A 19,795-nucleotide genomic window follows, 5' to 3' on the forward strand; every position below is an offset into this window, starting at 1 on the left:
GCCTGCCTGTGGCAGCATAGCCTTGCACCGCCAGCAGCGCTCCCTAGCCTACTGGCGCCCGGTCAGCGCGCGTGCGAAGATGGCCGGGTCGACGTTCCCCCCTGAGCAAACGATCGCCACATTTTTACCGGCCAGGTCGACCTTCTTCTCGATTACTGCAGCCAGGCTCGCGGCCGCGCCGGGCTCGACCACAAGTTTCAGCAGGCGAAAGGCAGCAGATACTGCGCGCAGGGCCTCTTCGTCATTGACGCTGATGCCGGCGAGACGGTGTCGAAGAAGCACACTCAGTGGTTTGGTACCCACAACCGGGCCGGAAATTGCATCCATGACCGTCTTTGGAACCGAGGTATTTCTCTCAGGACTTCCGCTGACCAGCGAATGCGCCATCTTCTCAAAGCCTTGGGGCTCCACGATGTAACACTTAGCCTGCGGGTACTTGGCTGTTACCGCGGTGATGACCCCTGACGATAGCCCTCCACCACTGCAATTCACGAGCAACGCGTCGAGCGACACGCCGCGCTCCTCGAGTTGCTCACAAATCTCCAGGCCAACGGTGCCTTGCCCGGCCATGACATCAAAGTCGTCAAAGGGAGAAACGAATGTCATGCCCCTTTGCTCGATGATTTTGTCCGCGACGGCCTCGCGTTGCTGGGTCTGGGGGTCGTACAGTACGATCTCCGCGCCCCACCAGCGACAGCTATCGATTTTGATTGCAGGCGCTGTTTCCGGCAGCACGATTACCGCGGGACAGCCCACCAACCTGGCGGCCGCGGCAACACCCTGACCGTGGTTGCCGGCCGAGTACGTAACCACCCCACGTTCGAGGCGTCCGGCATCAAGCGAAAGTACCTTGTTCAGCGCCCCTCGGATCTTGAACGAGCCGGTCAGCTGAATCGGTTCCGCCTTGACAAACAAATTGCAACCCGCCGCCTCGTCAAGCATTGGCGTGCTCAGCAGCGGCGTCCGGACAATATGAAGGTTGATGCGGTCCGCAGCGCGGCGAATGTCGTCCAGGTCGAAGTTTTTCATTTCATTTCAGTTCGATGTGAAGCGCACTGACATGCGCAACCAGGCGCGGCTGATGTTGCCGCCAATGCGAATATCGTTCCCGCCAGTGACACCGGAAACGGGAGCTCCGCCTAGTGCTGCAGGATCTTGGAAAGAAAATCCTTCGCGCGCGGCGACCGAGTCTCGGCGTTGCCAAAGAATTCGTCCGTGGCGCAATCCTCGATTATTCTTCCACCATCCATGAAGATCACGCGGTCGCTCACCTTCCTGGCGAAGCCCATTTCGTGGGTCACGCACATCATGGTCATGCCTTCATTCGCCAGTTGCACCATGACGTCCAGCACTTCGCCTACCATCTCCGGGTCCAGCGCCGAAGTTGGCTCGTCAAACAGCATGACAGTCGGATCCATCGACAGCGCCCGGGCAATCGCGACGCGCTGCTGCTGCCCTCCCGACAGTTGTCCCGGATACTTGTCCTTGTGTGCAAGCAGCCCTACACGTTCCAGCATCTTCAGGCCCCGGCACTTCGCGTCAGCGCGATCACGGCCCAGGACTTTCACCTGGGCGAGCGTCAGATTCTCGGTCACGGAGAGATGCGGGAAGAGCTCAAAGTGCTGAAAGACCATGCCTACACCGGAGCGAACCCTGGGGAGGTTGGTTTTGGGATCGGTAATGGAGAAGCCATTGACGACGATATCGCCGCTCTGTACCGGTTCAAGGCCGTTGACCGTCTTGATCAACGTACTTTTTCCGGAGCCGGACGGCCCGCATACGACGACCACCTCTCCTTTGCTGATCCCCGTCGTGCAGTCCGTCAGCACTCGCGTGCTTCCGTACCATTTGCTAATGTTGTTGATACTGATCATGACGCGTCTCCTCAGCGAATGATTTGCACCTTTCTCTGCAGCCTTCTCACGAGCATGGACAGGGAAAGGCAGATAGCGAAATAAACAACCGTCGCTATCAGGTAGGTTTCTACCGGCCGGTTGAGGTTCTTTCCGACCACCTCGAACCCTTTGAGCAGATCATGCGCACCGATCGCATAAACCAGACTCGTGTCCTGAAACAGCACGATCGTCTGTGTCAGCAGCACAGGCAGCATGTTGCGGAAGGCCTGCGGCAGAACCACCTGGTGCATGGTCTGTGCATAGGTCATGCCCATCGCATATCCGGCAAACACCTGTCCCCGTGGCACACTTTGAATGCCCGCCCGCATGATCTCCGAGTAGTAAGCCGCTTCGAATGCGGTGAAGGTGATAATCGCAGAGAGCTCTGCACCAAGCGGTCGCTTCAAAAGCAGGGGTATCAGCAGGAAGAACCACAGGATCACCATCACCAGCGGCACGGATCTGAGCGTGTTGACGTAAGCGGCGGCCGGCACCTCCAGCCATCGCTTGCCGGACAATCGCATCAACGCGAGAATGGTTCCGAGTACGATCCCCCCGAGCATTGCGACCAGCGTGAGTTGCACTGAAAAATAGAGCCCTTTCAGCACGAATCCCGAAACGACGCTCCAGTTGAAGAAACTGAAATCCAGAGTATTCATTTGACTGCCCCCGGCATGCCAGGTACACGGACTTTGCGCTCGATAATGTGCGCAATGCGGTTGACGGCAAAGGCGGAGATGAAATACAAGCCGGTCACCGCCAGGTAGATCTCGATACCCCGGGCGGTTTCTTCCTGCGCCTGCATCGCGAACATTGTCAGTTCGGCGATGCTCACCGCGAATGCCACCGAAGAGTTCTTGATGATGCTCATCGACTCACTGGTAAGCGGCGGAATGATAATTCTCAGCGCCACCGGCAAGATGACGTAGCGATATGTCTGGACCGGGGTGAATCCCATTGCCAGGCCCGCATGGCGCTGGCCTCGCGGCAATGCCAGGATCCCCGCCTTTACCTGCTCCGCAACACGAGAGGAGGTATAAAGTCCCAGCGCCATGACCACCAGGAAAAAGCCAGGCACCGCGCGCAGGCTCGGGATAAGCCCGGGAATGACGTGGTACCAGAGGAAGATCTGAAGCAGCAGCGGAATATTGCGGAATACCTCGGTCCAGACATTGCCGAGCGCCACTACCGCACGATTGCCAGTGGTACGCAACACGCCCACGATGGCACCAACCAGCAACGCCAGAAACAGCGAGCACAGCGCAACGGAAAGCGTCCATCCCCAGGCCGACAGCATCCACTCCAGATACGTCTCGCCTCCGCCGGTGTCCTGAAGAAACACCTGCCAATCCCAATAATTACTCAACGATGTCTCCTTCCGCTACAGTTGCGAACTCACCTGCAGATGGCGTCCGGCGGTATGCTTCGCCGCCGGACGCCAATCGTTTCGCTCTCAGATGCCGCGGTTGTTGGGACTGCTATAGGTGTCCTTCAGCGCTTTCGACATTGGGAAATTCAGGTTGACTCCCGACGGAGGGACCGGGCGCGAGAACCACTTTGCATACAGCTCGTTGATCTCTCCGCTCTTCATGAAGGCGCCGATGGTGTCATTGACCAATTCCTTGAAGGCCGGATCGTCCTTGCGGAACATCAAGCCATAGGGCTCATCCCGGAGTCTCTCGTCGAGTATCTTGTATTCATTCGGACTTGCCGAGGTCGCGATCAAACCGGCTAGCTGCACATCTTCCAGGATCATTGCGTTCGCACGGCCAGACGAAAGCAACAGGAACGCATCGGCAATGTCCTTGCCGTACAACTCCTGAAAGTCCTTCTTCTCGGTCCGCCGATAGCTACGAAGTAGCTGAATCGTGGTGGATCCGGTAACCGTGGCAACCGTCTTGCCTTCGAGCTGCGTCATCGAGCTGATTCCGGATTGCTTCTTGACGGCAACTGCAATGCTGCTGACGAAATGTGTAGGCGCGAACTCCACCTGTTGGGCACGTGCAGTGGTATTTGTGGTGGTACTGCACTCGAGATCGATCGTGCCGTTCTGCAGCAATGGGATCCTGTTGGTTGGCGTGACTATCGTGTACTGCACCTTAAGGTTCGGCATCTGCAGTTTCTTCTTGACTGCATCGACCACCTTTAGACACAGATCCGCCGAAAACCCGACCGGATTCGCGTCCGCGCTCGTCTTGTATGAAAACGGGAAGGACGCGTCTCTGGCACCCAACCCAATGACGCCGGACTCCTTGATCTTCTGCAAGGTGTCTTTGGATTGGGCCTGGATGGGGCTAGCGCAAAGCAACGAGCAAAGCGCGATCAAAGAGATAGGCAGTTTCATTTAGTGTCTCCTTATTTCTATACATATTTTCCACGTCGAACCGCACCAGCTCACCGGATGGTGAACGGATTGCCGGTGGCGGCCCCGGTGTTGATCCACACACTCTTGGTCTGCAGGTACGACTCGATCGCGGCGATGCCGTTTTCCCGGCCGAGGCCCGAGTCCTTGTACCCACCGAACGGCGACATGAAGCTGACGGCACGATAGGTGTTCACCCAGACCGTGCCCGCCTGGATCTTCTCCGACATACGGAAGGCCCGACCGATATCGGAGGTCCAGACCCCGGCGCCAAGCCCATAGCAACTGTCGTTGGCAATCGCGATGGCTTCGGCTTCGTCCCTGAACTTCAGGATGGACAGCACCGGCCCGAACACCTCCTCCTGCGCGATACGCATCTTCGGCGAGACCCTGGCGAAGATGGTCGGCTCGACAAACCATCCCTCGCCGCAGGACGCCGGCTTGCCGCCGAGCAGCAGTTCCGCGCCTTCGTCCTGTGCGATCTTGATATACGACAGCACCTTTTCATACTGCGCCGGCGTCGTGATGGGCCCCACCTGCGTGGAGGCATTCATCGGGTTGCCGAGCTTTGCCGTGCCGGCGAGCGCCAGCAGCTTCTCGACAAAGACATCGTGGATGTCTTCCTGCAGCAGCAGCCGTGAACCGGCGATACAGGTCTGGCCGCTCGCGGCAAAGATGCCGGAGACGGCGCCGTTGACGGCGTCATCCAGGTTGGAATCGTTGAAGACGATGTTCGGCGACTTGCCGCCGAGCTCCAGGCTCACGTGCTTGAACTGCGCCGCGCATTGCTGGTTGATGACGCGTCCGGTTGCGTCCGATCCGGTAAAGGTCACCTTCTTGACCAGCGGATGGGTTACCAGCGGCGAGCCGACCTCTGCGCCAAACCCGGTCACGACGTTGAATACGCCCGCGGGAAAGCCTGCTTCCTCGAACAGCAGCGCAAGCTCAAGCGCCGACACGGAGGTGAACTCCGACGGCTTCACCACCACGGAACATCCCGCCGCGAGAGCCGGCGCGATCTTCCACGCCAGCAGCATCAGCGGCGAGTTCCACGGCGTGATGGCCGCCACCACGCCCAGCGGCTCGCGCCGGGTGTAGTTGAAGTAGCCCTTCTTGTCCAGGGGAATGACCGTGCCTTCAATCTTGTCGGCCAGCCCCCCGAAGTAATAGAACCACTGCGGCAGGTACTTGAGCTGTGCGCCCATTTCCGCCAGCAGCTTGCCGTTGTCCTGCACCTCGAACTCGGCCAGCCGCTCGGCGTCCCTGGCAATCAGGTCGCCGAGTTTGCGCAGCAGCGCGCCACGCTGCGTTGCCGTCATCTCCGACCACGGGCCGGAGCGGAACGCCGCGTCGGCCGCCTGCACTGCGCGGTCGACATCCGCTTCGGTGCCGCGGGCCACTTCGGCCCAGGTCTTGCCGGTGTAGGGGTTCTGGGTTTCAAACCAGCGACCGTCGCTCGCATTGACGAAGGTGCCGTCGATGAACATTTGATACTGCTTCATGGCGCAGGGCTTTCCGGGTTCGGGTTGGCAGACTAGAACGGCGCGAAGCCGAGATGCTCGCGGAAACGGTTCTTGACGAAGGTGCCATCGCGCGGCGGCAGCGCCCGCTGCGGCTCGTCGGTCGAGATGTAGACCTGCGCAACGGTCATGCTGTCGGCCTTCCTGATGGCTTGTGCGAGCTTGCCCAGCTCATCGATATCGGAAATTTCGAGCGTCGTCGGCACGCCGACAGCCTTCGCCACCTGAGCCAGGTTGGTACCCAGGCTGGTGTGGCTCTGCTGCATGCCGGTCTCACCGAAGTGGCCGTTATCGAGAATCACGATGTTCAGGTTCTTCTGCTGTTGCGCCGCGGCCGTCGCCAGGCTGCCGATGCCCATCAGCTGCTCGCCGTCGCCGGTGATGGCAATCACGGTCTTCTCGGGCCGGGCGATGGCAAGGCCGAGCGCCAGCGAAGTCGAGCCGCCCATCGCGCCCCACAGGTAGAAGTTGCCGGGTCGGTCGCCGGCAGCAAACACGTCGTACGAAGGAGAACCGAGGCCCGATACCACGAGCGCGTCAGGAAATTGCGTCAGCAGTTCGGCAACGAACTTGCGGCGGTCGATGCCGGGCTTGGCGGCCTTGGAGGTAGAGGTAGTCATAGGATCAGCGCATCCACTTTTTGCGGCCGATAAGGCTCTGGGACAGGAGAACGGCAACGCGGTTGCCAGCGTCGAAGGCGGAAACCAGGCCGGCGTCGACCAGCTCGGCGGCTTCGTCCGGGGAGTTCACGCGATAGACCGTGATGCCCATCAGCTCCAGCGCGCGCTGGGTGGCCTGGCCCATCGGGTTCTGCCAGGGATTGAACTCGGCGTACTCGCCGCGCATGGTCACCAGGGTGAAGAACGGGAACTGGCAGCTCTCCAGCAGCGAGAACATGTTCACGCAGTTGCCGACGCCGCTGCTCTGCATCAGCAGCACGGCGCGGTCCCCGCCGAGCCAGGCGCCGCTGACGACGCCCACGCCTTCTTCTTCGGTGGTCAGCACCACGTCGCGGATTTCGGGATCCGCCTTGGCGCGTCGGATGACATGGGAGTGTCCGGCGTCGGGCACGTAGGCCACCTGGCGCACGCCGTTCTGTTTGAAGACCTGGAAGATGTCCTCTTGCCAGGCAAGGGGCTCAGAGTTGTTTGTCGTCATAGTCGCAAGTTAGGAAGGGGGACAACGAAGGGGACAACGTTTGCTATCATAGAGTTGACTAGCTAGCAGGCTGAAATACAATTAATTGATGCCTGCAATCACGAAGTTGAATGCCGGCCAGGGGCCTCTACAAATATGGACATCAAGCAGCTTCGCGCCCTGTTAGCGATCGCCGAGACCGGGAGCGCCACCAAGGCGGCCGAGCTCCTGCGCATCGTGCAGCCGGCGGTTTCCAGGCACGTGCGCCTGCTCGAGGAGGAGCTCGGCGTGGAACTGTTCGAGCGCGAGCGCCATGGCATGGTCCTGACCGAGGCCGGCCGCACCCTGGTCGAATACGGCCGCAGGGCGATGCAGGAGCTCGACCGCGCCAAGGCGGAGATCACTCCGGCAAGGGGCGCGATTACTGGCACGGCCGTCATTGGGCTTCTCCCCAGCACTTGTGAGTTATTGGCGGCGGAGCTGGTTGCCACGGTGAAAGCCAGGCATCCGCAACTGGTGGTGCGCATCAACGTGGGCTACGCAGGAAACCTGCTGCAATGGCTCGAGGCCGGCGATGTCCAGGTCGCCCTGCTCTACGACACCAAGAGCTCTCCCGGCCTGCAGGTCGAAGCACTGCTCGATGAACAGCTCTACCTGGTGGGGCCGGCCGGCACCCTTGCGCCAGGCGAGGAACAAACCGTCGAGCGCTTCCGCGACCTGCCGCTGATCCTGCCCAACGCCCCGCACGGGCTGCGCAGCGTGGTCGAGCATGCCTGCGCGGTCGCCGGCTTCAGCCCCACGATCGCCGTCGAGACCAACTCCCTGGCCGTGCAGAAGAACCTGGTGGCAAAGGGCTTCGGCCACACCGTGCTGCCGAGTTCCGCGGTGTCCGAGGAGATGGAGGACGGCATCCTTGCCGGCGCGCCGATCGTCTCGCCCAACCTCTCGCGCCGCATCGTGCTGGCGCACGCCGCCACGCGGCGGCTTACACCGGCGGCCGGCTTCGTTTCCGCGGAGCTGGTCGCGCTGATGAAGCGGCTGGTGGTCGACGGGGCATGGCCGGGGGCAACGTGGGTCAGCGCCTGACGCGGCGACGGCGTCGGTGAGTCAGTCAAGCTCGATGTTGGCGGCCTTGATGACCTCGGCCCACCGGCGCGTCTCGGCCTGGACAAATTTGGCCGCCTTGTCCGGGGTGGAATCGACGATGGGCTGCACGCCGATCTTTTCCATGCGCTGACGCACCTCAGGGTCCTTGACAGCCGTCTGCAAGGCAGCGCTCAGCTTTTCAATGACCGGGGCCGGTGTGCCCTTTGGCACCATCACCATATTCCACAGCGACGTTTCATAGTTCGCGTAGCCCGCTTCCTTCATCGTCGGCACGTCTGGCAGCACGCTGGAACGCGTGGCAGTCGTGACCGCGAGCGCCTTCAGGCGACCGGACTGAATCATGGGCGCAGCTGTCGACACTGCATCGGTAATGAACTGGACGTCGCCGGAAATCACCGACTGGATCGCCTGGCTGGCGCCACGGAACGGAACATGGGTGAGCTTCAGGTGCTCCTGGAACTGCAGCAACTCGACCGCCATATGGACGGCGCTACCCTTCCCTGCGGAACCGTAACTGTACTTGCCAGGATTTTTCTTGATGTCCTCGACCAGTTCCTTGGCCGTATTCGCCTTCACCGAAGGATTGACCGCCAGCACCATCGGCACCCCCGCCACCACGGATACCGGCACCAGCGCATTGACGGGGTCATACGGCAGCTTCTTGTAAAGCGTGGCGTTGATGGCGTGGGAACTGGTGCCGAACAACAGCGTGTAGCCATCCGCCGGGCTCTTGGCGACCACATCGGTCGCAATGGTGCCGCCGGCCCCTGCCTTGTTTTCCACCACGACCGACTGCCCGAGCAAGGCGCCGAGCTTGTTCGCCACGATGCGCGCCACCACGTCGGTGCTGCCGCCGGCGGCGAAGCCGACGACCATTCGGACGGGATGGTCAGGATAAGCAGCCTGGGCGTGCGCGCTGAACGAAATGAGCGCACCGATCCCCACTTGAGCCAGCAAGCGTTTCATGTCTCTTCCAGGTAGATATTTTGGTTGGGTGGCGCATTGCGCGTCGGCACCCTTTAAAACGATGGTAGCGAGCAACCGTGGCGACGGTGAAATAGAAAATTCCGCTGCTGCTATCAAGGGGTGGCATGCCTGGGGCTACTACTGCGGTGTTAACCCGAAGCGCCGCGCCGACGAAATCGCCGCGTAAACGCAAGTACGCCGCGCAGCCATCGCCGCGCGGCGTACATTCAAGGTCCAACGGAAGGGAAGCGCTGCCGCGCTACCGGCAGCAGGACGTCAGTCGGCTTCCACCTTCATGGTCTTCAGCAACGGCTGCCACTTGTCGCTTTCCGCCTTGAGCCAGGTCCGCAGTCCTTCCGGCGTCTGCTTGTCTACCGGCACGACCTCGGCACCCAGGTCGTCAAGCCGCTTGGCGACGGCAGGATCCTTCAATGCCTGCTGCAGCGCCTTGGTCAGTCTGGCGGTGACCGCGGGCGGCGTGCCCTTGGGCGCATAGATCCCGTGCCAGACCTTCATCGAGAAGCCCTTCAGGCCCCCTTCCTGCAGCGTCGGCGCATTGGGCAGCGCCTTGATGCGGCTCGGTGTCGTCACGCCATACAGCTTGACGCGGTTGGCGTTGATATGCGACAGCGTCGAGGTGGTCTGGTCGCACAACAGGTCCACCTGCCCGCCCAGCAAGGCCGTCAGCGCGGGGCCGGTGCCCTGGTAGGGAACGGAGGTCATCTTGACTTTGACTGCCTCCTCGAACAGCAGGCCGCATAGCTGCGAAACCGCGCCGAGGCCGGCATTGGCCAGCGAGACCTTCTCCTTGTTCTGCGACACGTACTTGATCAGCTCCGCCGCGTTTGCCGGCGGCAGGTCCTTGCGGCCCAGCAGCGTCATCGGCACATCCGCCACCTGCCCGATGTACTCGAAATCCTTCAGCGGGCTGTAGGACAGCTTCTTGTACAGCGCCGGCGCCGTCGCCATCCCGTTGTGGTGGATCAGGATCGTGTAGCCGTCAGGCTGCGCCCGCGCCACAAATGCGGCCGCCACCGTGCCGCCGGCGCCGAGTTTGTTTTCCACTACAACGCTCTGCCCCAGCTCCTTCGACATGGCCTGCCCCAGTGCCCTGGACACCACGTCGGTCGGGCCGCCGGCCGAGAACGGCACCACCAGCGTAATCGGCTTCGACGGATAAGCATCCGCTGCCAGCGCCCCCGCGGAAAACGCCAATCCGAGCGCCCCGCCCGTGATCCACTTCATACCGGCCAGCATGGCCTTACCCGCTTGAACGCGCATATATCCGTCTCCATGTCGCCGGCGCGTGCTTGCTGTGTCGCACCGGTCGGTTTATCAAACGGAGACTAGAGTGCGGCATAACTGCACCGGAGGGAATCCGGATTTATCGAATGGGTCATACGGCCCGGCCGAACGCAGGGCTGCGCCGCGAGGCCCAGGTTCGCGCGAGTCCAGCCCGCGGAGCCGCCGGCACGGCTTAGCTTGCGGCAGCCGCGAGATCGTGTGGACCACGCCGGAAATCGCAGACACGCTGGCTGACCTCTGCGATCACATCGAGTGCGCGGGTAAAGGCGTCGTTGCGGAACACCGCGGAGTACACCAGCGGCGGGGGCATCGGCTCGCTGCGCACGACGCGCAGCAGGCCCCTTTCAATATCCGGGGCGAAGTAGTCGAGAGCCAGCTGGCTGATGCCAAGGCCTTCGATGGTCAGTTCCCTGAGCACGGTCAGGCTGTTGGTCGAAAAGACCTTCCTGAACCGGAATCCATGTTCGCGGCGCCATGGGCCGTAGTAGGTATTTTTGGCGGAGCCGACCGACTGTTCCAGGACGGGATAGTCGGCAAACTCCTCCGGCTTCAGTGGCCTGTCCGGCAATGCCAGCCGCGGGCTTGCCATCCACAAGTCCTCCACGCGCCCCACCTCGACGGTCTTGTAGGCATCGCCCCAGAACGTCCCGGGCAGGATGGCCAGATCGATCTTGTTGGCCTCCAGGTCATCGAACAGGTTCATGCCGGCGTCCACGACCGGCTCTACCTGCAGCGCCGGATACCTGCGCTTGAGTTCCCGTATCAGTTCCGTCAGCCAGGTCAGGGCAATCAGCTCGGTGACGCCGATGCGGTACGTCCCCGCGACCTCGTCCGCCTGCCCCACTTCGGCCGCGATCCGCTCCCTGAGGCGCATCGCGTCCTGCGCAAGGATCAACAGTCGCGAACCCGCGTGGGTTGGTACCAGGCCTTTTGGCATGCGGTGGACAAGCTGCACGCCCAGCGCCTGTTCGAGTTCGTTGATCCGCTTTGACATCGCGGACTGCGTGGTATGGAGCTTGGTGGCTGCAGCGCTGAACGAGGCGAGCGTTACGCTGAAGTAGAACGCCTCGAGCTGCTTGAACGTCACATTCATGATGGTGGATGGGGCTGAATCAACCTTCCCTATTCTCGCACCTGGATGGCGCAACCCACGAAAAAAAGGAATACCTCAGCCATCCAATTCCTCGTTTGTTGGACAGAAACCGATAGCAGATACTTTTTCGCAAGTTCAGCCCAACGCGAGTATCCATGCTTCATCTCACCGACCGCCTCAACAGAATCAAGCCTTCCCCGAGCTCCATGGCAGGGCAACGCGTGCGCGAGCTTCGTGCCGCCGGCCGCGACGTCATTGGCCTGACGGCGGGGGAACCCGATTTCGAAACACCGCTTCATATCCGGGAAGCCGCGTGGGAAGCAATGGTCGCAGGCAAGACACGCTATACCGACGTCGGCGGCACTGCCGATCTGCGCGAGGCTGTCGCGCGCAAGTTCAGGCGTGAGAACGGGCTGAGCTACAGCGCCAATGAGATCATCATCAGCACCGGCGCCAAGCAAGTGATTTTCAACGCGATCCTCTGCACCGTGCAGCAAGGCGACGAGGTCATTGTTCCCGCACCGTACTGGGTTTCGTATCCGGATATCACGCTGTTCGCAGGCGGCGTCCCGGTGTTCGCGCCCTGCAAGGCGGAGAACGGCTTCAAGCTGACGCCGGAGGAGCTCGAACGCGCCATCTCACCGCGGACCCGCTGGCTGATCCTGAATTCACCGAACAATCCGAGCGGTGCCGCATATTCCCGCGAAGAGTTGGTCGCGCTCGCCGCCGTGCTGGAGCGCCATCCCCATGTCTGGGTCATGACGGACGACATCTACGAGCACCTGATGTATGACGATTCCGGCTTTGTCACGATGGCGCAGGCCGCGCCCGTGCTGAAGGATCGCACGCTCACCATCAACGGCGTGTCCAAAGCCTATGCAATGACGGGCTGGCGGATCGGGTACGCCGGTGGCCCCGCCGCACTGGTCAAGGCAATGGTCAAGCTGCAATCCCAGAGCACATCCGGCGCGAACGCCGTTGCCCAGGCCGCCGCCGTCGCAGCCCTCGAAGGGCCCCAGGACTTTATCTCCGCCAACCGGGACATCTTCCGGGCGCGCCGGGATGCGGTGATCGAGGCCTTGGGCAAGATCGACGGCATCGCCTGTGAAGCGCCTGCAGGCGCGTTCTATGTCTTTGCCTCGTGCGAAGGGCTTTTCGGCTCGCGCACGCCGGACGGGCGAGTGATCCGCAACAGCGACGACTGGGTTTCCTGGGTGCTGGAATCGCAGAACCTCGCAGTCCTGCAGGGCTCCGCCTATGGCGTCGATTCCCACTTCCGACTGTCGTTCGCCACCAGCATGGACCAGCTGGCCGAAGGCGCGCGTCGAATCGACGCGGCCGCTGCAGCACTGATCCGATAAGTCCTTCCACAAATCCCACTTTCCGCCCCCGCCATGAACTCACTGCTGAAGCGTCTGCGCTCCCCGAGCGCCCTGCGAATCGTAGCGGCAAGCCTGTCGCTGCTTGCCACTGCCGCGCATTCCGAAGAGCCATATCCGTCCAAACCGGTTCGAATCCTTGTGGGCTTTTCTCCGGGCGGGTCGAACGATATCGTGGCCCGGTTGATCGCCCCCAGGCTGGCCGAGGCGCTGGGCAAGCAAGTCCTGATCGACAACCGGCCAGGCGCAGGCGGCAACATTGCCGCCGACACCATGCTGAAAGCGCCGGCGGATGGCCATACCCTGATGATCTGCACGACGGGGATGCTGTCGATCCAGCCCTTCCTGCAGAAGATGGCCTATGACCCGCAGACGGACATCATCCCCGTCTCCCTGATCGCCAATACGCCTTACATCGCCCTGGTCAATGCGTCCCTTCCCGTGCACAACGTCAAGGAGCTGGTCGCGTATGCCAAGGCAAACCCCGGGAAAGTGAACTTCGCTTCGTCGGGCAATGGCACCGCAGGCCATCTCGCGGGGGAAATGCTGAAGCTGCGCGCGGGCATCAACATCGTCCACGTCCCATACAAGGGCACCGGGCAAGCCATGACAGACCTGCTCGGCGGCCAGGTTTCGCTGATTTTCGACCAGCCGATCAGTTCCCTGCCCTATGCAAAATCCGGCAAGCTGCGGGTCCTTGGAGTGGCCGCGACGCAGCGGCTGAAATCGCTGCCTGATGTCCCCACGTTCGCTGAGGCGGGTGTCCCCGGCTTCGACCCGGTGGCATGGACAGGCCTGTGCGCTGCGAAAGGCACGCCCTCCAACGTGATCGCCCGCCTGCAACGCGAGATCCAGCAAGTCCTGCACCAGCCGGATATTGCACAGCGGCTGAGCCAGGACGGCATGGAGGTGGTAGCCAGTTCTTCAGAGAAGTTCCGGGAGTTCCTGATCACCGACAAGCGCAAGTGGTCGGGGGTCATCAAGGAAGCCAACGTTACGCTGAACTGAGAGGTCAGGCATGGAAACGAAAGACAAAGCTAACGATATCCAGCGTGACTTTGAGCGGGTCTCGCCTGAGCTGGTCGCGCAGGCTTCCCGGTTCGCGTCATCGATCCTCGCCGATGTTGCCGGCCGCAGAGGTGGCATGCATGGCCGCATCGCGCCGCTGGACAGCGGCAGCCGGTTCTGCGGCCCGGCGCTCACGGTCGAAGTGCGGCCCGGTGACAATCTGATGATTCATGCCGCAATGGCTATCTCCCGGCCGGGCGATGTCATCGTGGTGGACGGCAAGGGCGACCAGTCCTGCGCATTGATGGGTGCCATCATGGCAAACCAATGCAAGGCGATCGGCGTGGCTGCCGTCGTCCTGGATGCCGCGGCCCGCGATGCCGAAGAGATCCGCAAACTAGGGTTCCCGATGTATTCGGTGGGCACCAATCCGAACGGACCGACCAAGCTCGTGCCAGGCCGGGTGAACCACCCGATCCAATGCGGGGGCGTAACGGTCCATCCGGGCGATCTTGTTATCGGCGATGCGGATGGCGTCGTCGTGGTCCAACGCGAGCACGTAGCTGCCCTGCTCGCCAAGGCATCCGACAAGGTTGCCGCGGAACGCAACCGCATCGACGGCATCCGCTCCGGCAAGGCGCTACGCCCATCGTGGCTGGACGCATCGCTGCAGGCAGCAGGCGTGCTCAAGGCTGGAGAAAGTCTCTCATAAGCACGCAATGAGGTGGCGGCGGAAGTCCTGCCAGCTTTCATACGGCTGACGTCTAGCGCGCGATCACGCGGCGAGTTCCGAGGCCTTGATCACCCCGGGCGCATGCTTGCGGGCGAGCCGCACCAGGCTCTCTCCTTCGAAAGCCGGCCGCCACGCTTCGAATTCAGTCACGTGGATAAAGTCAAGGCCAGTGTCCGCCAGCGTTCCGAACACCGCTTCGGCGCCGGCCTCCGCTTCGGTCCGCACTACGGCGCGCCCCGGCGCCTTGTCTGCCTGTGCCTCGCACCAAAATCGCAGCACTGCCGGGCAATGTCCGCAACGGCATAGCCGAGTGCCGCCTGGTGTTGCTTCAGGAACACTGCAAAGTAGGTAATGCCCGGCGCAGGCGGGTCGGTGCGCACGTGCTGGAGGCGCTTCTGCCTGATCTCCTGTTCGAACAAGTGCAGAGGCACGCAGCTCACCCCCATGCCGGCTTCCACGAGACCGGCGAGCGCGACCAGGCTGTTGCTGCCTGACACGCGATGGGGCTGGATACCAGCCTGCGCAAACAAGGTCTCGCAAAGCGCCGTAAGGCCGGAGCCCGCGTCCTGCTCGATCAGCGGCAGTGCCGCGAGGTCCTGCAGCGAGATGACCGCATTGCCATCGAAAGCGCCGCTCGGACAAATCCACCCGAACGGCACGGATTGCAGCCTGACCGACGCCATGGCCGGCACGATATAGGCTTCTGGCAGCACCGCCAGATCCAGTCGTCCATCCAGCACCTTGTCGCGCAGCGAGGCGGACAGGTCGACGTCCGGCTGCAGCGTGACCTGCGGATACACGCCGTTGAGCCTTCGCACCAGGCCCGGGAACCACGTCAGCGCGACGAGTTCCGTAATGCCGATGTGCAGGACGCGAGCGACGTGCTTCGCGGACGCCTTGACCTCCTCCAGGCGCGCGGTTGCCGCAAGGAAGTTCTCGCACAGCTCGAGCAGTTCCTGCCCTTTCGGTGTCAGCGCGGCTTTCCTGCCTGAGCTGTCGAACAATGGCGCCGCCGAGATCCGCTCCAGTTCCTGCAGGCGCTTGGTTGCCGCCGATTGCGTCACGTGCAGCTTGGACGCCGCCCGTTGCACGGTTCCCAGCTTCGCGACCCAGTAGAACGCTTCCACTTGCTTGATGGTGATCATGCAGCAGCCTCTCTCACCGTTCGATGTCCCTGACGGGTGCGTGATAGGAATGCTCGAAGTCGCAAGTGCTGCGCGCGAGTTCGACCACGCTGCGCAGGAATGGCATCGCCACATCGGAGCGAATCAACGTCACGTAGCGCACGCGCGGCAGCTTCGGCGTGACGTTCAGCTCCACCAGCTGCCCTGACTCCAGCAGGTTCCCGATCACCGAGCGGGGCAGGTACGCCACGCCGAGCCCCGAGGCGGCAATGCCGACCAGCGCGACCAGGCTGTTGCTTGAGATGGTATTGCGCGGCACCACGCCGTGCCGTCGCAGCCATTCGCCGATCAGGATGCCGGAGCCCGACAGGTTGCCCTGCGTAAGCAACGTGTATTCGCTCATACGGGACAAGGACATGCGGCCCATACCAGGTCGCAAGCCCGGCGTACAGAACCACTCGTTCTGTACCTCGGCCAGCTTATCCTTCACATAGCCCGTGGTAGCAAACGCGTCCGGGAGGATAGCGAGGTCAAGTTGCCCGGCCTGCAGCCGCTCGCGCAAATGCACGCTGTAGTCGACTTCCGGCTCGATCGTGACGCGCGGATATGCCGCCTGGATGGCCTCCAGCAACCTCGGCAGCCAGGTCAGCGCCGTCAGCTCGGTCACGCCGAGGCGTAGCTTGCGGGTCAGCACCTCCTTGCTGGCGATCCGCTCCAGCAGCAGGTCGCGCTGCATCAGCACGGCCTTGGCCCGGTTGAGCACCTCCACGCCTTCCACCGTGAGCCGCACCGTGCGTCCGGCGCGGTCCAGCAGCGGATAGCCGAAATCCTCTTCGAAGTCGCGGATGTGCCGGGACACCGCCGAATGGACCACACCGAGGCGCCGTGCGGCCGCCTCCACCGAACCCGTGTCCGCAATCGCAGCCAGGGCCTCCAGTTGCTTGAGCGTCGTCATGGCCTTAGGGGTAACCCCATCGTTCCGTCACAATTTTGAATGAGATAGCGCCTGAAAATGTCGCTTTAACTAATTATATCCATCTGCAAGAATCGTTTTCACGTTGCGCAACCGGACCTGCGCACCTGACGACGAAGACCCACAGACACTGCCCCTGGAGAAACCATGAAGTCCATCATCAAAGCGAGCTTTGCCGTACTGGCCTGTGCCGCGGCCATGGCCGCACCTGCCCACGCCGACCAGTTGGCCGACATCAAATCCCGGGGCACGCTGGTCTGCGGCGTGCTCAGCAACCTGGAGCCGTTCGGCTTCCAGGACCCGTCCACCCGCGAACTGGCCGGCTACGACGTCGACTTCTGCAAGGCCATCGCCAAATCGCTGGGCGTGAAGCCCGAGCTGAAAGTGATATCGCTCGAAGCGCGCATCCCCGAGCTAAGCCAGGGTCGCGTGGACCTGCTGGCCGCGGTGCTCGGCTATACGCCGGCGCGCGCCGAGCAGATTGCCTTCTCCGACAGCTACTTCGTCAGCGAGCAGAAGCTGGCGGTCAAGGCCAGTGGCGCGTTCAAGCAGCGCGATGACCTCGCCGGCAAGCGGATCAGCACGATCAAGGGATCGAGCACGCAGAACTTCGTACAAAAGGTACTGCCGTCGGCCCAGCTCGTCAGCTACGACGACGCTCCGTCCGCGTTCATGGCACTGGTGCAAGGCAAGGTCGATGGCTTCGGCCTGTCGGAGTCGATGCTGCGCCGCTTCATCGCCAAGCTGGGACCGTCCGGAAATATCCAGGTGATCACCCCCGCCCTGGGGCAGGAAGCCTGGGGCCTGGGCCTCAAGAAGGGCGAGCCGGCCCTGGAAAAGGCCGTCAACACCGCACTGGCCGATATGGAGAAGTCCGGCGAAGCGCAGCAGATCTTCGACAAGTGGCTGGGACCCAAGACCTTGTTCCAGATGAAGCGGGAGTTCCGCATCCAGCCGATCAAGGGCTGAGAACACAAAGGCGGGGCCGTATCGGCTGATATGGGCCCCGCTCCAGGAGCAAGCCATGTTTTCCCACTTCAACTTCACCGCGATCCTGGCCGCGCCATACGGCGAGCAGTTGCTCAAGGGCCTGCAGCTGACCGCGTGGCTCACCATCTCGAGCTGGACGCTTGCCTTCGTGCTGGGCACCGTGCTCGCCACCGTCCGCGTCTCCGGCAACCCCGTCGCCGAACGCTTCGTGGCCGGCTACGTCGCCTACCACCAGAACGTGCCGATGCTGGTCCATATCCTGCTGTGGTACTTCGGCATCCCGACGCTGCTGCCCGAAGCGGCCCAGAACTGGGCCAACGCCAACGGCGGCGAGATGATCTTCGCCAGCATCGCCATCGGCCTGTGCATGGCCGCCTACTTCTCCGAGGACATTCGCAGCGGGCTGCGTTCCATCCCGTTCGGGCAGCACGAGGCCTCGCGTTCGCTCGGCCTGAGCTACCTGGGCTCGATGCGCCACGTGATCCTGCCGCAGGCCTTCCGCATCGCGCTGCCGCCCTTTATCAACCACACCGTGCTGCTGTTCAAGAACACCAGCCTGGCGATGGCGGTGGGCGCGGCGGAGATGACCTATGCCGTGCGCGAAGTCGAGAACCACACCTTCCGCACGTTCGAGGCCTACATGCTGGCCACCGCGTTCTACCTGGCGGTGTCCCTCGGCCTGATGGCGATCGGCGCGGCGATGGCCCAACGCACGCGCATTCCGGCGAGATAAACCATGATCGATATTCTTCGCGACAACTGGCACCTGCTGCTGCTCGGCCAATACCCCAACGGACCGCTCGGCGGCCTGGCCCTGACGCTGTTGCTGTCGGTGCTGGGACTGGTGCTCTCGTTCCCGATCAGCCTCCTGCTGGCGGTGGCGCGGGTCTCGCCCTGGAAGGTGTTCCGGGTGCCCGCCACGGTACTGGTCTACATCGTCCGCGGCGTGCCGCTGGTCATGCTGATCTTCTGGAGCTACTTCCTGGTGCCACTGCTGCTCGGCCACAGCGTGACGGGCTTCACCACGCTGCTGTGCACGCTGGTGATCTACGAGGCAGCCTATCTCTCCGAAGTGATCCGCGCCGGCATCGAGGCGCTGCCGCGCGGCCAGACCGAAGCGGCCCGCGCGCTCGGGCTGAGCCATGCCCAAACGATGACGAAGGTGATCCTGCCGCAGGCGCTCTACAACATGATCCCGAGCATCGTCAGCCAGTTCGTGTCGACCATCAAGGAGACCTCGCTCGGCTATGTCATCAGCGTGCAGGAGCTGACCTTCTCCGCCAACCAAGTGAACACCAACCTGCTGACGCGGCCGTTCGAAGTCTTCCTGATCCTGGCCCTGACCTATTTCGCAGTCTGCTTCTGCCTGACCCAGCTGGCGCACGCCCTGGAGCGTCGCGTCACACGCAGAAGGAGTGGAAAGACCAGCGGCAAGACCGCCCCCGCACGGAGCATTCAAAATGATTCAGTTCTCCAAAGTCAATAAGTGGTATGGCGACTATCACGCCCTCGTGGACGTGACCGCTGAAGTCGGCCGCGGCCAGGTCGTGGTGGTGTGCGGCCCCTCGGGGTCGGGCAAGTCGACGCTGATCCGCACGGTAAACCGCCTGGAAGACATCCAGAACGGCACCATCCGGCTCGACAACCAGGACATCCACTCGCCGGCGCTGAACCTGAACAAGTTCCGCAGCCACGTTGGGTTCGTGTTCCAGCAGTTCAACCTGTTTCCGCACCTGTCCGCGCTCGACAACGTCTGCCTGGCGCCGGTCAAAGTCGCGGCGAAGAGCAAGAGCGAGGCAAAAAGCAAGGCCATGTCGCTGCTTGAGCGCGTCGGCCTGGCACACAAGGCGGAGGCCTACCCACAGCAGCTCTCCGGAGGCCAGCAACAGCGCGTTGCGATTGCGCGGGCGCTGGCGATGGACCCGCCGGTGATGCTGTTCGACGAGCCGACCAGCGCGCTCGACCCTGAAATGGTCGGCGAAGTGCTGAACGTGATGAAGGGGCTGGCCAAGGACGGCATGACCATGGTCTGCGTCACGCACGAGATGAACTTCGCGCGGGAAGTCGCCGATCGCGTCTGGTTCATGGACAAGGGCGCGATCCTGGAGGAAGCGTCGCCGGTTGACTTCTTTGCCTCGCCCCAGCATCCGCGGGCGCGCGCCTTCCTCTCTGACCTGCGCTCGCATTGAGGACGCACCGGATC

22 protein-coding genes are annotated in these 19,795 nt (G+C 62.5%); 8 read left to right on the forward strand and 14 right to left on the reverse strand.

Going from position 1 to position 19,795, the window contains the following annotated elements; translation table 11 throughout:
* Positions 1–48 precede the first annotated feature (48 nt).
* The 8 genes from AC10V3_RS29250 to AC10V3_RS29285 form a co-directional block, all read right to left on the reverse strand.
* Entirely contained in the window at positions 49–1,029 is a 981-nt protein-coding gene (locus AC10V3_RS29250) for a threonine ammonia-lyase (RefSeq protein ID WP_022538861.1), read from the reverse strand.
* 110 nt (positions 1,030–1,139) lie between these two features.
* Positions 1,140–1,874 carry an amino acid ABC transporter ATP-binding protein gene (locus tag AC10V3_RS29255; protein WP_022538862.1) on the reverse strand — a complete coding sequence of 245 codons (735 nt, stop codon included), beginning with the start codon at positions 1,872–1,874 and terminating at the stop codon, positions 1,140–1,142.
* An 11-nt stretch (positions 1,875–1,885) separates the two neighbouring features.
* Entirely contained in the window at positions 1,886–2,554 is a 669-nt protein-coding gene (locus AC10V3_RS29260; RefSeq protein ID WP_022538863.1) for an amino acid ABC transporter permease, read from the reverse strand.
* A complete protein-coding gene (locus tag AC10V3_RS29265) occupies positions 2,551–3,261 on the reverse strand; it encodes an amino acid ABC transporter permease (RefSeq protein ID WP_022538864.1) in 711 nt (236 codons plus the stop codon). The genes AC10V3_RS29260 and AC10V3_RS29265 overlap by 4 nt, the downstream gene beginning before the upstream one ends.
* A gap of 87 nt (positions 3,262–3,348) precedes the next feature.
* Positions 3,349–4,239, reverse strand: a complete 891-nt coding sequence (locus AC10V3_RS29270; protein WP_490923836.1) for an amino acid ABC transporter substrate-binding protein — start codon at positions 4,237–4,239, stop codon at positions 3,349–3,351.
* A 50-nt stretch (positions 4,240–4,289) separates the two neighbouring features.
* Entirely contained in the window at positions 4,290–5,759 is a 1,470-nt protein-coding gene (locus AC10V3_RS29275; protein WP_022538866.1) for an aldehyde dehydrogenase, read from the reverse strand.
* Positions 5,760–5,791: 32 nt separating this feature from the next.
* Positions 5,792–6,397: a thiamine pyrophosphate-dependent enzyme gene (locus tag AC10V3_RS29280; protein WP_022538867.1), complete on the reverse strand. Its 606-nt coding sequence runs from the start codon at positions 6,395–6,397 to the stop codon at positions 5,792–5,794.
* 4 nt (positions 6,398–6,401) lie between these two features.
* Positions 6,402–6,935, reverse strand: a complete 534-nt coding sequence (locus AC10V3_RS29285) for a thiamine pyrophosphate-binding protein (RefSeq protein ID WP_022538868.1) — start codon at positions 6,933–6,935, stop codon at positions 6,402–6,404.
* A gap of 135 nt (positions 6,936–7,070) precedes the next feature.
* On the opposite strand from AC10V3_RS29285, the gene AC10V3_RS29290 reads away from it, so the two are divergent.
* On the forward strand, positions 7,071–8,000 hold the full coding sequence (locus AC10V3_RS29290) for a LysR family transcriptional regulator (protein WP_022538869.1): 930 nt from the start codon (positions 7,071–7,073) through the stop codon (positions 7,998–8,000).
* 21 nt (positions 8,001–8,021) lie between these two features.
* On the opposite strand, the gene AC10V3_RS29295 is transcribed toward AC10V3_RS29290, so the two are convergent.
* From AC10V3_RS29295 to AC10V3_RS29305, 3 genes are all read right to left on the reverse strand, one after another.
* Positions 8,022–9,062 carry a Bug family tripartite tricarboxylate transporter substrate binding protein gene (locus tag AC10V3_RS29295; RefSeq protein WP_349608193.1) on the reverse strand — a complete coding sequence of 347 codons (1,041 nt, stop codon included), beginning with the start codon at positions 9,060–9,062 and terminating at the stop codon, positions 8,022–8,024.
* Between the two features lie 201 nt (positions 9,063–9,263).
* Entirely contained in the window at positions 9,264–10,268 is a 1,005-nt protein-coding gene (locus AC10V3_RS29300) for a tripartite tricarboxylate transporter substrate-binding protein (RefSeq protein ID WP_022538871.1), read from the reverse strand.
* Between the two features lie 196 nt (positions 10,269–10,464).
* The gene (locus AC10V3_RS29305) at positions 10,465–11,385 is read right to left on the reverse strand and encodes a LysR family transcriptional regulator (RefSeq protein WP_022538872.1); all 921 of its coding nucleotides are present in this window, start codon (positions 11,383–11,385) and stop codon (positions 10,465–10,467) included.
* Positions 11,386–11,540: 155 nt separating this feature from the next.
* Here AC10V3_RS29305 and AC10V3_RS29310 point away from each other — a divergent pair, with 155 nt between their 5' ends.
* Genes AC10V3_RS29310 through AC10V3_RS29320 form a run of 3 tightly spaced genes read left to right on the forward strand, consistent with a single transcriptional unit; the run spans position 11,541 to position 14,484 of the window.
* A complete protein-coding gene (locus AC10V3_RS29310) occupies positions 11,541–12,746 on the forward strand; it encodes a pyridoxal phosphate-dependent aminotransferase (protein ID WP_490923837.1) in 1,206 nt (401 codons plus the stop codon).
* Between the two features lie 33 nt (positions 12,747–12,779).
* Positions 12,780–13,772 (forward strand): Bug family tripartite tricarboxylate transporter substrate binding protein, encoded by a 993-nt coding sequence (locus tag AC10V3_RS29315; RefSeq protein ID WP_022538874.1) that lies wholly within the window; start codon positions 12,780–12,782, stop codon positions 13,770–13,772.
* A 10-nt stretch (positions 13,773–13,782) separates the two neighbouring features.
* Positions 13,783–14,484, forward strand: a complete 702-nt coding sequence (locus AC10V3_RS29320) for an RraA family protein (protein ID WP_022538875.1) — start codon at positions 13,783–13,785, stop codon at positions 14,482–14,484.
* 63 nt (positions 14,485–14,547) lie between these two features.
* Here the strand turns inward: AC10V3_RS29320 and AC10V3_RS29325 are convergent, their stop codons facing one another.
* The 3 genes from AC10V3_RS29325 to AC10V3_RS29335 are packed head-to-tail and all read right to left on the reverse strand — an operon-like array spanning position 14,548 to position 16,584.
* Positions 14,548–14,730: a hypothetical protein gene (locus AC10V3_RS29325; protein ID WP_022538876.1), complete on the reverse strand. Its 183-nt coding sequence runs from the start codon at positions 14,728–14,730 to the stop codon at positions 14,548–14,550.
* Entirely contained in the window at positions 14,730–15,650 is a 921-nt protein-coding gene (locus AC10V3_RS29330; RefSeq protein ID WP_022538877.1) for a LysR family transcriptional regulator, read from the reverse strand. Before AC10V3_RS29330 ends, AC10V3_RS29325 begins: the two co-directional genes overlap by 1 nt.
* A gap of 13 nt (positions 15,651–15,663) precedes the next feature.
* Positions 15,664–16,584, reverse strand: coding sequence for a LysR family transcriptional regulator (locus AC10V3_RS29335; protein ID WP_022538878.1), 921 nt, complete (start codon positions 16,582–16,584; stop codon positions 15,664–15,666).
* 165 nt (positions 16,585–16,749) lie between these two features.
* Between AC10V3_RS29335 and AC10V3_RS29340 the strand changes: the two genes are divergently transcribed.
* The 4 genes from AC10V3_RS29340 to AC10V3_RS29355 are packed head-to-tail and all read left to right on the forward strand — an operon-like array spanning position 16,750 to position 19,781.
* Complete coding sequence (locus tag AC10V3_RS29340) at positions 16,750–17,571, forward strand: ABC transporter substrate-binding protein (RefSeq protein ID WP_022538879.1); 822 nt, start codon at positions 16,750–16,752, stop codon at positions 17,569–17,571.
* Positions 17,572–17,626: 55 nt separating this feature from the next.
* Positions 17,627–18,325 carry an amino acid ABC transporter permease gene (locus AC10V3_RS29345; RefSeq protein WP_022538880.1) on the forward strand — a complete coding sequence of 233 codons (699 nt, stop codon included), beginning with the start codon at positions 17,627–17,629 and terminating at the stop codon, positions 18,323–18,325.
* A 3-nt stretch (positions 18,326–18,328) separates the two neighbouring features.
* Positions 18,329–19,078, forward strand: coding sequence for an amino acid ABC transporter permease (locus AC10V3_RS29350; RefSeq protein WP_022538881.1), 750 nt, complete (start codon positions 18,329–18,331; stop codon positions 19,076–19,078).
* Positions 19,053–19,781: an amino acid ABC transporter ATP-binding protein gene (locus tag AC10V3_RS29355; protein ID WP_041681803.1), complete on the forward strand. Its 729-nt coding sequence runs from the start codon at positions 19,053–19,055 to the stop codon at positions 19,779–19,781. Before AC10V3_RS29350 ends, AC10V3_RS29355 begins: the two co-directional genes overlap by 26 nt.
* Positions 19,782–19,795 lie beyond the last annotated feature (14 nt).

This window comes from Cupriavidus sp. PB-02, assembly GCF_058252315.1.

Coding starts and splice junctions, on each gene's coding strand:
- AC10V3_RS29250 (WP_022538861.1), bottom strand. CDS start 1,029: ATGAAAAACTTCGACCTGGACGACATTCGCCGCGCTGCGGACCGCATC.
- AC10V3_RS29255 (WP_022538862.1), bottom strand. CDS start 1,874: ATGATCAGTATCAACAACATTAGCAAATGGTACGGAAGCACGCGAGTG.
- AC10V3_RS29260 (WP_022538863.1), bottom strand. CDS start 2,554: ATGAATACTCTGGATTTCAGTTTCTTCAACTGGAGCGTCGTTTCGGGA.
- AC10V3_RS29270 (WP_490923836.1), bottom strand. CDS start 4,239: ATGAAACTGCCTATCTCTTTGATCGCGCTTTGCTCGTTGCTTTGCGCT.
- AC10V3_RS29275 (WP_022538866.1), bottom strand. CDS start 5,759: ATGAAGCAGTATCAAATGTTCATCGACGGCACCTTCGTCAATGCGAGC.
- AC10V3_RS29280 (WP_022538867.1), bottom strand. CDS start 6,397: ATGACTACCTCTACCTCCAAGGCCGCCAAGCCCGGCATCGACCGCCGC.
- AC10V3_RS29285 (WP_022538868.1), bottom strand. CDS start 6,935: ATGACGACAAACAACTCTGAGCCCCTTGCCTGGCAAGAGGACATCTTC.
- AC10V3_RS29290 (WP_022538869.1), top strand. CDS start 7,071: ATGGACATCAAGCAGCTTCGCGCCCTGTTAGCGATCGCCGAGACCGGG.
- AC10V3_RS29300 (WP_022538871.1), bottom strand. CDS start 10,268: ATGCGCGTTCAAGCGGGTAAGGCCATGCTGGCCGGTATGAAGTGGATC.
- AC10V3_RS29305 (WP_022538872.1), bottom strand. CDS start 11,385: ATGAATGTGACGTTCAAGCAGCTCGAGGCGTTCTACTTCAGCGTAACG.
- AC10V3_RS29310 (WP_490923837.1), top strand. CDS start 11,541: ATGCTTCATCTCACCGACCGCCTCAACAGAATCAAGCCTTCCCCGAGC.
- AC10V3_RS29315 (WP_022538874.1), top strand. CDS start 12,780: ATGAACTCACTGCTGAAGCGTCTGCGCTCCCCGAGCGCCCTGCGAATC.
- AC10V3_RS29320 (WP_022538875.1), top strand. CDS start 13,783: ATGGAAACGAAAGACAAAGCTAACGATATCCAGCGTGACTTTGAGCGG.
- AC10V3_RS29330 (WP_022538877.1), bottom strand. CDS start 15,650: ATGATCACCATCAAGCAAGTGGAAGCGTTCTACTGGGTCGCGAAGCTG.
- AC10V3_RS29335 (WP_022538878.1), bottom strand. CDS start 16,584: ATGACGACGCTCAAGCAACTGGAGGCCCTGGCTGCGATTGCGGACACG.
- AC10V3_RS29340 (WP_022538879.1), top strand. CDS start 16,750: ATGAAGTCCATCATCAAAGCGAGCTTTGCCGTACTGGCCTGTGCCGCG.
- AC10V3_RS29345 (WP_022538880.1), top strand. CDS start 17,627: ATGTTTTCCCACTTCAACTTCACCGCGATCCTGGCCGCGCCATACGGC.
- AC10V3_RS29350 (WP_022538881.1), top strand. CDS start 18,329: ATGATCGATATTCTTCGCGACAACTGGCACCTGCTGCTGCTCGGCCAA.
- AC10V3_RS29355 (WP_041681803.1), top strand. CDS start 19,053: ATGATTCAGTTCTCCAAAGTCAATAAGTGGTATGGCGACTATCACGCC.